Annotated in this window: 12 protein-coding genes; 9 read left to right on the top strand and 3 right to left on the bottom strand. The window is 48.9% G+C overall.

All coding sequences use genetic code 11. The features are described from left to right. Nucleotides 1–79 precede the first annotated feature (79 nt). From mqnC to AC0LWT_RS37460, 3 genes are all read left to right on the top strand, one after another. Nucleotides 80–1216: a cyclic dehypoxanthinyl futalosine synthase gene (gene mqnC, locus AC0LWT_RS37450; RefSeq protein WP_474686935.1), complete on the top strand. Its 1137-nt coding sequence runs from the start codon at nt 80–82 to the stop codon at nt 1214–1216. A gap of 225 nt (nt 1217–1441) precedes the next feature. Further along, nucleotides 1442–1906, top strand: a complete 465-nt coding sequence (locus AC0LWT_RS37455; protein ID WP_474686937.1) for a GNAT family N-acetyltransferase — start codon at nt 1442–1444, stop codon at nt 1904–1906. Nucleotides 1907–1918: 12 nt separating this feature from the next. Further along, nucleotides 1919–2182, top strand: a complete 264-nt coding sequence (locus AC0LWT_RS37460; RefSeq protein ID WP_474686938.1) for a hypothetical protein — start codon at nt 1919–1921, stop codon at nt 2180–2182. On the opposite strand, the gene AC0LWT_RS37465 is transcribed toward AC0LWT_RS37460, so the two are convergent. The 3 genes from AC0LWT_RS37465 to AC0LWT_RS37475 form a co-directional block, all read right to left on the bottom strand. Next, nucleotides 2179–2421 (bottom strand): hypothetical protein, encoded by a 243-nt coding sequence (locus AC0LWT_RS37465; protein ID WP_474686940.1) that lies wholly within the window; start codon nt 2419–2421, stop codon nt 2179–2181. The genes AC0LWT_RS37460 and AC0LWT_RS37465 overlap by 4 nt on opposite strands. Before the next feature lie 433 nt (nt 2422–2854). After that, nucleotides 2855–3082, bottom strand: a complete 228-nt coding sequence (locus AC0LWT_RS37470) for a hypothetical protein (protein ID WP_474686941.1) — start codon at nt 3080–3082, stop codon at nt 2855–2857. Between the two features lie 219 nt (nt 3083–3301). Further along, complete coding sequence (locus AC0LWT_RS37475) at nt 3302–4402, bottom strand: GGDEF domain-containing protein (protein ID WP_474686942.1); 1101 nt, start codon at nt 4400–4402, stop codon at nt 3302–3304. A gap of 200 nt (nt 4403–4602) precedes the next feature. Here AC0LWT_RS37475 and ytxC point away from each other — a divergent pair, with 200 nt between their 5' ends. From ytxC to AC0LWT_RS37505, 6 genes are all read left to right on the top strand, one after another. Beyond that, on the top strand, nt 4603–5529 hold the full coding sequence (gene ytxC / locus AC0LWT_RS37480; protein ID WP_474686944.1) for a sporulation protein YtxC: 927 nt from the start codon (nt 4603–4605) through the stop codon (nt 5527–5529). A gap of 341 nt (nt 5530–5870) precedes the next feature. Next, entirely contained in the window at nt 5871–7805 is a 1935-nt protein-coding gene (gene thrS, locus AC0LWT_RS37485; RefSeq protein ID WP_474686946.1) for a threonine--tRNA ligase, read from the top strand. A gap of 165 nt (nt 7806–7970) precedes the next feature. Then, nucleotides 7971–8696 carry a 3D domain-containing protein gene (locus AC0LWT_RS37490; protein WP_474686947.1) on the top strand — a complete coding sequence of 242 codons (726 nt, stop codon included), beginning with the start codon at nt 7971–7973 and terminating at the stop codon, nt 8694–8696. 81 nt (nt 8697–8777) lie between these two features. After that, complete coding sequence (locus AC0LWT_RS37495) at nt 8778–8903, top strand: hypothetical protein (protein ID WP_474686949.1); 126 nt, start codon at nt 8778–8780, stop codon at nt 8901–8903. A gap of 133 nt (nt 8904–9036) precedes the next feature. Next, entirely contained in the window at nt 9037–10566 is a 1530-nt protein-coding gene (locus tag AC0LWT_RS37500) for a methyl-accepting chemotaxis protein (protein ID WP_474686950.1), read from the top strand. Between the two features lie 78 nt (nt 10567–10644). Beyond that, nucleotides 10645–11025, top strand: a complete 381-nt coding sequence (locus tag AC0LWT_RS37505) for a hypothetical protein (RefSeq protein WP_474686952.1) — start codon at nt 10645–10647, stop codon at nt 11023–11025. Nucleotides 11026–11496 lie beyond the last annotated feature (471 nt).

The following is an 11496-nucleotide window of genomic DNA, read 5'->3' on the forward strand; positions in this document are numbered from 1 at the left end:
ACAAATAGCCGTGACGGTACGGCGGAAAATATGTTACGATAAGCATATACAAGCGCTTGAAAAAGAGGAGTGAGTAGACGTGAAACCGATTGATCGCATCTTACATAAAGCTTCGGCTGGCGGACGGATTGATGTAGAGGAATGCATCACGCTGTTCGAATCCGACCAAATAGAAAAAATGGGCCACACCGCCAATCAAATTATGCAAAAATGGCACCCGGAGCCGATTACGACTTTCGTCATCGGACGCAACATCAACTATACGAACATCTGCGACGTTTATTGCAGATTTTGCGCTTTTTACCGGCCTCCAGGCTCGGAGGAAGGCTATGTGCTGCCGGATGAGACGATTTTCCAAAAAATTCAGGAGACCCTTGATGTAGAAGGAACGGAAATCCTCATGCAGGGAGGGACGAACCCGAACCTTCCGTTCAGCTATTACACGAATTTGCTGCGGGAAATCAAGAAGCGTTTTAACATTACGATGCACTCTTTTTCTCCGGCGGAAATTATGAAAATGCAGGACGTGTCGGACGGACTGTCCCTCGAAGAAGTCGTACGCCAGCTGCATGAAGCCGGATTGGACTCGCTTCCGGGCGGAGGCGCGGAAATTTTGGATGACCGGACAAGACGCAAAATCAGCAAATTGAAAGGCTCCTGGCGCGATTGGATGAACGTGATGCAAACGGCGCATAAGCTCGGCATGCACACGACCGGCACGATGGTGATCGGTTTCGGAGAGTCGATGGAGGAGCGCGCGCTGCACTTGCTCCGCATCCGGGACGCACAGGACGATGTGCTGCTGCAAAAACTGAATACGCCGGGCTTCCTGGCGTTTATTCCGTGGACGTTCCAGCCCGACAATACGAACATGAAGGTCGAAAAAGCGTCGCCCGAGGAGTACCTCAAGACGCTCGCGATCAGCCGGATCATGCTCGATAACATCCCGAATTTCCAGTCCTCCTGGGTTACGATGGGACCGGAAATCGGCAAACTGACGCTCAGCTACGGCTGCAACGACTTCGGCAGCACAATGATCGAAGAAAACGTCGTATCTGCCGCGGGCACCACGCACAAAGTCAACATCGGCTCGACGCTGCAAATCATCCGCGAAGCGGGCAAAATCCCCGCACAGCGCAACACAAAATACGAGACTCTGCGCGTATTCAACGACGAGAACGCGAAGGTGGATCGGGATTTTGTAATGCAGAACTAGGCAATAGCAGCATAATTATAGCGCTTATCTAATATGAATCCGCTGGAAGGATAAATATTTGGATAAGCGTTTTTTTGTCGTGCAGGAGCAGCAAGAGGGCAATTTTGGCCTTAAACTGACCATCCAGGGCCATGTTTCTCCAATGGGGGGAATGAGTTACAACAGCGATAAATGAATGGTACAATGAATTACAAACCGTGATGAGCAATAATTCGGGGGTGCGCAATGTATATCAGAACATACAATTCATCGGATCATGATGCTGTGAGGGAACTTCACAATCTAGGTTTAAATCAGACAGGTACAAATCTGGGAAATGGAAATTGGGATGATGATTTACATGATATAGAAAGCGTTTATCTTCAAAATCGCGGTGAGTTTTTAGTCGGGGTTGTTGACGAAAGGGTCGTTGCAATGGGAGCGTTCAGAAAAACGTCGGATACCTCTGCTGAAATAAAAAGAATGAGGGTACGTCCGGATTTTCAAGGGAAGGGTTGCGGGCGGTTGATTTACGAAAGTCTTGAAGCTAGTGCCGTCAGGCTGGGATATAAAAAACTGCATTTGGACACGACGGCCAAACAATTGCCTGCTCTAAAACTCTATGAAAAATTTGGATTCAAAGAAACAAGCAGGGCTATGTTTAATGGTTTAGAACTTATTTTTTATGAGAAAACGATAGACAACCGTTAAGGGAGATGACAAATGAAGCTAAAAAGAACAGCTTGGGCTGCATTCGCTATCGTGTTTGGATGCTCCTTGATTTTAGCGTACTCCGTACCGTCTTTCGCCTGCGCTTGTGAAGGAGAGGCCCCTAATGACCTCGGTGGCTATGCAATTTTCTTTCTTGGAATTTTTATTTTTCTAAGTATTACTGTGTTTACCATGATAATGTCGATTAAAGTATTGATGCATTGGAGAAGCTCCAACAATAAAAACAAAACCCCAGTAAATGGGGCGAAAGATTAGAAAATCCTGCAGGTGTCCAACAAAACAATAGCAAGCAAGTCAAACAAAACCAAAGGCAAAATAAACGGAAAAAAGGAGATGTGTGCTTTTCCATCTTTACGGTTCGGTACAACTTTGAGATATACTCTGGAGCCGTCGACTTTCACAATTTTGCCTCTGTACGTTCCATGAATGGTTGTGATTTGAACGGTTCGGTTCACATATTTTTTGCATTTATTTCTCATTGCAATTTCGGACATTGTTTGTCCACCTCCTTACCAGTTGATAGATTAGTATATGATTGGAGATAGAATTGTGTGTGGATTTATGTTAGAAGAATGGATCTAATCTACCGAATGATCGCACATTTTTAATAGAGTAGGCGACATTTTAGTTTTTACGTCGTTGGAGAAATTTAGAAGGCGGGATACGGCTCTTTTTGCGTGGGATCAATATGATAACGTATGGGTGTATAGCGGCGATGTGGGAACTTATGTGTGGCATAAAGATCATGAAGAAAACTGGAGCAAAGCTGCATATGCATCAAATAAGAGTCTAGCTCCTCCTGATGTATTTAAAAAGATTCGACCTAATCTCTTTGGAAATTAGCCGGAATCAAAACCCGCCTTGCGGCAAACGCATGGCGGGTTTGAGTTTTTATGAGCAAGGTGGGAGGCCGCCCACAAGCCAGAGCTAGTCACAAACTCTGCCTAGTTGCGCGAAAAAACCTGCAAAAGTACAGTTTTTTGCTCGATGGATACGCTGGCCACGAAAAATTCCTGCAATTGTGCAGGCTTTTTGCCGCGAATAGGGGCTCTGGTTCATTTTCATCGAAAATACCTGCACAATTGCAGGCTTTTCGCCAAAATGGACCACGTTTACGAAAAAAACCTGCACTTTTGCAGGTATTTTCCCTTCCAAGCCGCCTTGCCCCCATCACTTCAGCACTGCAACCTGTATAGGAGATACGGGTCCCATTCAGTACTGCAACCTGTATAGGAGAGACGAGTTCCATTCAGCGCCACAACCCGTGTAGGAGAGACGAGTTCCATTCAACGCCGCAACCTGTGAAGGAGAGGCATGGCCTACTTCACGCCGCGCAACCCGAGTAAGGGAGGCACGGGTTGCGCCGCTGTCAAGTCAATTAGCCTCCTCAAACGCAGGGGTATAGATGACGGTTTTGTTTTTGCCGGTTTTTTTGGCTTTGTACAAAGCCTGGTCTGCGCCGGTGAAAAGCTGTTCTTTGCTGCTTCCTTTTAGATACTGGCTGAGACCTATGCTGATCGTTACCGCGTGGCCGTTGCATTCCTCGTACTTCGTTTGCGAAACGTGCCAGCGGATATGCTCAAGGATCTCGAATACCTCTGAAATGCTTTTTTCCGTGAAAATAATCGCAAATTCTTCGCCGCCATACCTGGCTGCAAAATCGTTGAGTCCCACCCGCTCTTTCAATACGGCGCCTACTTTTTTCAGTACGGCGTCACCGGCTCTATGCCCGTAGGTGTCGTTGATTTTTTTGAAATTATCAATGTCGAGCACGGCCACATGGATGAATAAATACCCGCATTCACTTTGCTCGATAAGCTTTTCCAAATATTCATGAAACGAAATGTGATTGTATAGATCGGTCAAGGCATCCGTTTTTGAGAGCTTGTCCATCAATATATTTTTGATCATGAGCTCTTGCTTCGACTCTGTAGTTTCTCTCAGGTTGTCCAGCAGCTCGACGCCGTGCCTCATAATGCCGAGGGCAATGAAGGAGGCAAATCCGACAATCGGGATCATGGAGACGAGGTCCTGGGGCATGTAGCCCGCAAAATGGCTCAATCGATTCAGATAAAGGATGAAAATTGAAATGCCCGTCAGTGCTATGGAAAATATAATTCGTGATCGCTGGAAATAAAAAATCGCTATGAGAATCGGCAGCAGCAGGCTGAGTATCACGCTTTTCACGTCAGGATTTACATAAATGACGATAAAAACAATTATCGCGCCGCCGCTGATAACACAATAATCCAAAAGCTGATCGGCGAATTTGTGGGCGATTTCCAATATAAGCATGACGAGAATCATGACCAGCGTCGGAATGGCGATATGTTTGAGCACATCGTGGTCACTGGCTTGCCCATAGAGGAGGTGGAGGAATTCTACAGGAATGAGCGCTATGATAACTCCCCAGTAAATGTTGATCAGTTTGCGGTTCCATTTTTTCCTGTCTTGGCTATACGCGTTCGCTTCCATCGGCATTTCACTCCACTGAATATCCTACTTAGGAACTAAGCATCTGTATCATACCACGAATAACTCGCCAATTGGAATAACTTTCCTTGAAAATTCGACAATACTTGCTAACATCAGCTGGCAAATTGTTCGTTGTATATCTAATTCTGATCGACCATATACTTTTATCAGGATGTACAGATGGAAAGGAGAGTGGGGTCATGGAGCTGTTTGCAATTGCTGTTATGAATGCGGATGAATCTTATGTCAGTAAGCTAAGTTCACAGATCGAGAACGAGCTGAGGCTTTTACATATGCTTCAAGTAAAATATACGCTGCATGGAAAATATGCATACATTTATGGGGAAGCGGATTTGAAAAAAGAGGATCCGGCGTCCTTGCAAAGCAAACTGACGGAAGGGCTTGCCGGCGTGCTGGCGGATCATATTATTACGGTCAAAGAACCGTCCATTCTCCGCGAATTGATGAGCAAGGAGTTTAAATTCGAAGCCAAGGAAGATATGGATCTCGTTGCGGGATACTGCAACCAGTTATTGGACGGCAAGAGCGATTTTGCCGAGTCTGCGCGTTCCACCCTTGGAGTGGGGACTGCCCGTCGCAAGCAAATATTGGTGCAGCTGCTTATTCAGTATTTGGAAGAGCGGCACGAGTTTGTATTGGAAGGCTTTCTTCGGTTCCGGCTGCAGGAGTATTTGGGCGAATTGCGGGAAATTATCGAGTATGCAGTCGATGAATTTATGATGGACCGACAGTACCAGGAGTTTATTTCTCTGCTCCAGTATTTCGTATATATTCAGGAAGCCAAAATACCCGCGGCTCATCTGATTCATAAAGGCGGGCACGAATTTGCTATATTGAACGAGCGGTTTGAGCCAATCGATACGAATGAAGTGGATGCGACTTTCAAGATTGAAGTGCTGGAAAAAGACATTAATTTCGAAGATATGATTGTCAGCACCCTGATTTCCGTGTCTCCCGCCACCATTTACATCCACACCCGGGAACCGGAAGTTCCGATCATTAAGACGATCATGCAAATATTTGAAGACAGAACGAGCGTGTGCTCATACTGCCGTCTGTGTCATTCCCGCCTGGGCGACCGCCAACAGGATCAGCTTTACCCTTGACCTCGGGCGCTGAGCCAACTATAATAGATGCGAAGGCGTTAAGATCAAAGATACGAATTTGTTGCATGAGCTGTTCAGAGAGAGGAGACCCGGCTGCAAGCTCCTTCAGTGAATCTGCAAGTTTACCCCTTTGAAGCCGTGCTGTGGAACTTGGCTTTTTAACAGGCTAACAGTAAACCGCACCGCGTCATCCCCGTTACCGGATGCTGATGAGGGTTCGCTATACATCCATCGGATGCAGGCGAATCGAACTAGGGTGGAACCACGAGCTGAACGCACTCGTCCCTTTTGGGATGAGTGCTTTTTTGCGTTCATAACGATGTTACAGGAGGATGCAGGACATGGTTGTACAAGTGAAATTGCCTGATGGGGCGATCAGAGAGTATGCAGTCGGCACAACAATTGAACAGGTGGCGGAGTCGATTTCGACCGGACTCAAGAAAAACGCGATCGGCGGCAAAGTGAACGGCAAGCCGGTTGACCTTTCGTTTGCTTTGGAGCATGATGCGGATGTGGAAATTTTGACGCTCGACAGCGAAGACGGACTGGAAATATACCGTCATAGCACGGCCCATCTGATGGCTCAGGCGATTAAACGCATTTATGGGCAAAAAGCGGTCAAACTGGGCATCGGGCCTGTTATCGAGGACGGTTTTTATTACGACATCGATCTGGAATCGCCGCTGAACCCGGAAGATCTCGTCAAGATCGAAAAGGAAATGGAGCGCATCGTGCAGGAGAATCTGCCGATTACCCGCAGAGTCGTAAGCCGCGAAGAAGCGGTTCGCATTTTCTCGGAGCCGGAAGATCCGCTGAAGCTGGAATTGATTCGCGATCTTCCTGAGGAAGCTGTCATTACGATTTATGATCAAGGCGAATTTTTCGATCTTTGCCGGGGACCGCATCTGCCTTCTACCGGAAGAATCAAGGCGTTCAAGCTGCTCAGCGTCGCGGGAGCCTACTGGCGCGGAGACGCCAAGAATAAAATGCTGCAGCGCATTTACGGAACGGCGTTCCCGAAAAAAGCACAGCTTGACGAGCACCTTCACCTGCTGGAAGAAGCGAAGAAACGGGATCACCGCAAGCTCGGCAAAGAGCTGAAAATGTTCGCTTTCTCCCGCGAGGTTGGCCAAGGGCTGCCGCTTTGGCTGCCGAATGGCGCGAAGCTTCGCCGGACGATGGAGAGATACATTGTCGATTTGGAAGAACGTCTGGGTTACAGCCACGTCTACACACCGGTGCTTGCCAACGTAGAGCTGTACAAAACTTCCGGCCATTGGGAGCACTACCATGAAGATATGTTCCCGAAAATGATTATGGACAACGAGGAGCTCGTGCTTCGTCCGATGAACTGCCCGCATCATATGATGGTGTACAAAAGCGACATGCGCAGCTACCGCGACCTGCCTGTAAGGATCGCCGAGCTTGGAACGATGCACCGCTACGAAATGTCCGGCGCCTTGACAGGGCTGCACCGCGTCCGCGCGATGACTTTGAACGATGCGCACATTTTCTGCCGTCCGGATCAAATCAAAGAGGAATTCGCGAGAGTCGTCAACCTGATCCGCGAAGTGTACGAGGATTTCGGCATCACCGATTACCGCTTCCGCCTGTCTTACCGCGATCCGAAGGATACGGAGAAATATTTCCCGGATGATGAAATGTGGGAAACTTCGCAGCGGATGCTGCGCGAGGTGGTAGAGGAGCTTGGCCTGCCGTTCTTCGAAGCCGAAGGCGAAGCGGCCTTCTACGGTCCGAAGCTCGACGTTCAGATCAAGACGGCGCTCAAGAAAGAAGAGACGCTTTCCACGGCGCAGCTGGATTTCCTGCTGCCTGAGCGCTTCCAGCTGGAGTATATCGGCGAGGATGGCCAAAAGCACCGACCTGTCGTTATTCATCGAGGCATTATCAGCACCATGGAGCGGATGACCGCATTTTTGCTGGAAAATTTCGCCGGAGCGCTGCCGACATGGCTCATGCCGGTACAAGCGAAAGTGATTCCGGTTTCGCCGAACTACGAGGCTTATTCCAATCAGGTCACTGAGCGCCTGCTGCGCGCCGGCATCCGCGTCGAAGCCGATAACCGCAACGAGAAGCTCGGATATAAAATCAGGGAAGCCCAATTGGAAAAAATCCCTTACATGCTCGTTGTGGGCGAAAATGAAGTGACCGGCGAAAGCTTGTCCGTCCGCAAGCGGGGGCAAGGCGATCTGGGCACGCATCCGGTCGCGCAGGTTATTGAAATGATCAGCGAAGAGATTCGCAGCAAAAAATAAAAAACGGTTTTTGACAGGGGAGCCCCAGGCTCTCCTGTTTTTTTGTTTTTTATATGCATAAGTCGGCATAATCAGGAAACCTTAACAGTGAGTCCGGACCCTTCGCAGGTATAAAGCGGGGAGGAGTTGGACAACCTGCTATAGTAGGGGGAGGTATCGAAAATTATGTTGACTGAAATGTTGAGCCAGTCCAAATGGTTCAGTTTGCTTTTGCTCGTTAATATGCTGTTTGCATTTTTCGGACACGATGACGCCCAAGTTGCCCAGCCGCAGCGGCAGGTTCAATCGGCGTCGGCGGACACTTACACCGATTCCGGCTCAAACGGGCAGGCCGTCCGTTCAATTCCAAGCTATGGCGCGGCGGACGCCGCCACTTATATACCGATGAAGCTGGAAGAAGCTCCGCTGCAAACCGCGCCTGCGGCGATTCCCGTATCCAGGGAGCAGCAGGCAAACTTCAAATATGCGCCTAAACTGGACTCTGACTTGTCTAAACTGAAGGCGGTGGAAGTTGTGGCCACGGGGTATTTCGCAGGCAAGGAATCGACAGGCAAAAACCCGGATCACCCGGAATACGGAATTACGTACTCGGGAATTAAAGTAAAGCGCGATGACAAAGCTTTGTCTACGATCGCCGCCGATCCGACGGTATTCCCGCTGGGAACCGTTTTGTTCATACCCGGTTACGGATATGGAGTCGTAGCGGATATCGGCAGCGCCATCAAGGGCAAAAAAATCGACTTGTATTTCGACACGAAAGATCAGGTTTACAAAGAATGGGGCAAGAAAACCGTTAAAGTTTATATCGTGAAAAACGGAACGGGCAAAGTGACCGAGATGATTTGGAACCAGCTGAAGGATGAGATTTTGGCGCCGAGCAAGGCGCTTTAGACCCCAGAAGCGAGCCGTAAATTTTTCCATCATAATTACTCCTGCTTGGGAAACACTATTTATATAGGGGAGGTGATGGACATGGCTAAGAACAACAATAAAAAACCGGCACAAGAAGTGGAATTTGCCTCCGAAGCTGCAGTACCTAACAAACAGTCGCAGCAGCAGGCGAACACTCAAACTCAAAACCAAAGCCAAAATCAATAACGAAATAAACAACATAACCGAAAGAGGGGCAATCTTGTCTCTCTTTTTATTTTTCTTTTCAACCTCTGCTTTTTTCGATATAATGTAACAAAAAATAACATAAGTTCCTTTTTGGGAGGGGTGCCAATTACCTATGAAAGAAGATGCGAAAAGCACAAGCTTGCTCTACGGATTCATTCTGCTCGGGATTGCAGTCAGCTTATTGTCAGTCATGTGGCCGTCCCGGTTGCTGATTGCCGCCACGCTGGCTGTTTTTTTGTTTTTGGGGGTTTATTTAACGCTTCGGCGCCCGAATTTTTCGAGATCTTCCGGACATCGTGCGGAGCAGCTGCAGCAGGAAGAACAAATGATCGCGTTTATCCGGGAGTCGCAAGTAGTGGCGGACCGTTTGGCGGGCGCGGTCGAAGAAGTGAGCCGTTCCGTCGGGCAGCTGAACCGAATCGCCGATGCTTCCATTCAAGGCGAGGAAGAGCTCAAAGCGCGGAGCAGCCAGGCGGTCGGGCGATTGCAGGGAGCGTTTGCATCCATGCAGCAGGTAGCTGCAGCGGCCGATCAAATATTGGACTCCTCCGTTCATATGCACCGCGAAAGCGAGCAGACGAAAAATACGGTCGTTGACGTATGCAGATCGTTGAATGCAACCGACGAAGTTATGAATGATTTGCACAAAAATACCGATATCATGCAAAAGAAAATACAGGATCTTACCGTACATACGTCCAAGATCGAGGAAATCAACATATTTATTGCCGAGGTTGTGGCCCAGACTTCGCTCCTGGCCTTGAACGCTTCTATCGAAGCGGCACGGGCGGGCGAACAGGGGCGCGGTTTTTCCGTCGTGGCGCAGGAGATTAAAAAGCTGGCTGCGCAGAGCCATGATGCGGTCACCCGCTCTTCCGAAATCCTCACATCCATTGAAAGCGGCGTTTCTCAAGTCGTTGCGGCTGTAGCAGAGGAGAAAAAATCCGTCGAGCACGGAATTTTAGAAATGAAAGTGATGAAGGAAAAAATCGATGAGATTTTTTCACTGGTTCTCCACGTGAACGGCCTCGTGTCGGGCACAACGAGCGCTACGGAACAGCAATCGTCGTTAGTTGCAGGTGCGGCGTCATCGCTCGGCCATGTCGTCGACTTGATGAACGAGACCATGACAAGCGTAGAGGACACGCTGGAACAAATGAAAAAGCAGCGCAAGGAAGTAGCGATGCTGCAAAATATGAAGCAAAATCTGGGGCGCTCCTCGGCAGAATTAATTACCGCCATTCAGGCGGTCAATCTCCGGAAGCGCGAAGCGGCGGTTCATGCGAATGTCAATGAGATGAAGCGGGTGCTCGGCTCCATTGTTCTGATGCCTGACATCGTGTCGCTGGATGAAGGGACGCATGCTTCGCAGTTGAGCGCCGTTTTGCGAAAAACGGAAGGGATCGAGGCGATTTGGTCGAATCGCGCGGATGGCACCTTCATCTACTCCTTGCCGGAAGCGGGCTTGGCAAATGCCAAAGGCCGGGAGTGGTGGAAACGGGCTATGGAAGGCGAGCTGTTCATATCTGAAGAGTACGTGTCGGCCATTACCAAAAAACCATGCCTTACGCTGTCCAAAGCTGTACTTGACGCGCATGGAACCCCTGTCGGTATCGTGGGAATCGATTTGGAGCTGAAATAATAGTTCTCATTTTTATTGTTTTAGTGTAAAATAAGATTACTGTGATGAATGTTAACATGGGGAGATAGGTGACATGTCATGTTAAGTGCAATGCAATCGGACGGAACGCCTCAAAGTAAAACAAGAAAAGCTGCCGAAATATTCCCGTTTCTGGAAGCGTATATTGCCCGCAGGGAGCAGCAAGTTGCGGAAATCGAGCAAGTGGTCGAACGCTATGAGAGGAAAAGATTGAAAGAAGAACGGGCGTACCAATCGATGTCTTCTTTTCGGCGCATGTTCTCGGGCAAGAAACCGGATCATCATCTGGCGGTCGAATATATTCATTATGTAAAGAAACCGATGGAACAAGTGCGGAAGCTGCGCGAGGAGATCGACCAAGCGCGCGCCATTCTGAATGATTCCAAGCCGAACGATGACATTGCCGTACCGGCCGAGCTCGAGCAGCACTTATTTGAATAAGCGTTGAGCGTGAGCAAGCAAAAGAACCTTCGAATCCGCAATGAAGTGGATTCGAAGGTTCTTTTTATTTTTGAAAATCTCATTTGGGCGGGGGTTAACAATCGCAAATGGAATTTTCCGGGACGGCCCCGTTCTTACATACGGTGCCGGACAAAGATTCAAGAATGAGTAGGCCCAGGCCGTTTATGAACGGGTGGGAGCGTGCGCGGTTGCAATCATACAGGCACCAGAACCCCGCGCTGGGGCTTGTGGCACAATCTGTCCGGCTGCTGCACTGGAAGAAAAAAATGCAAACGTCAGCTACCCAGAACCCCCACGTCAGAGTTGATGGCACAATCGGCCCGGCTGCGGCACGGAAGAAAGTATGCAACGTCAGGCTACCCAGAACCCCCACGCCAGAGGTGATAGCACAATCGGCCAGACTGCGGCCCGGAAGAAAATGTGCAAACGTCAGGCTGCCCAGAACCCCCC

The sequence above is a fragment of the Paenibacillus sp. sgz302164 genome (assembly GCF_056120505.1).

Excerpts from the sequence above, each read along its gene's own strand:
- AC0LWT_RS37455 (WP_474686937.1), top strand. The coding sequence starts at position 1,442 with ATGTATATCAGAACATACAATTCATCGGATCATGATGCTGTGAGGGAA.
- AC0LWT_RS37460 (WP_474686938.1), top strand. The coding sequence starts at position 1,919 with ATGAAGCTAAAAAGAACAGCTTGGGCTGCATTCGCTATCGTGTTTGGA.
- AC0LWT_RS37465 (WP_474686940.1), bottom strand. The coding sequence starts at position 2,421 with ATGTCCGAAATTGCAATGAGAAATAAATGCAAAAAATATGTGAACCGA.
- AC0LWT_RS37475 (WP_474686942.1), bottom strand. The coding sequence starts at position 4,402 with ATGGAAGCGAACGCGTATAGCCAAGACAGGAAAAAATGGAACCGCAAA.
- ytxC (WP_474686944.1), top strand. The coding sequence starts at position 4,603 with ATGGAGCTGTTTGCAATTGCTGTTATGAATGCGGATGAATCTTATGTC.
- thrS (WP_474686946.1), top strand. The coding sequence starts at position 5,871 with ATGGTTGTACAAGTGAAATTGCCTGATGGGGCGATCAGAGAGTATGCA.
- AC0LWT_RS37490 (WP_474686947.1), top strand. The coding sequence starts at position 7,971 with ATGTTGACTGAAATGTTGAGCCAGTCCAAATGGTTCAGTTTGCTTTTG.
- AC0LWT_RS37495 (WP_474686949.1), top strand. The coding sequence starts at position 8,778 with ATGGCTAAGAACAACAATAAAAAACCGGCACAAGAAGTGGAATTTGCC.
- AC0LWT_RS37500 (WP_474686950.1), top strand. The coding sequence starts at position 9,037 with ATGAAAGAAGATGCGAAAAGCACAAGCTTGCTCTACGGATTCATTCTG.
- AC0LWT_RS37505 (WP_474686952.1), top strand. The coding sequence starts at position 10,645 with ATGTTAAGTGCAATGCAATCGGACGGAACGCCTCAAAGTAAAACAAGA.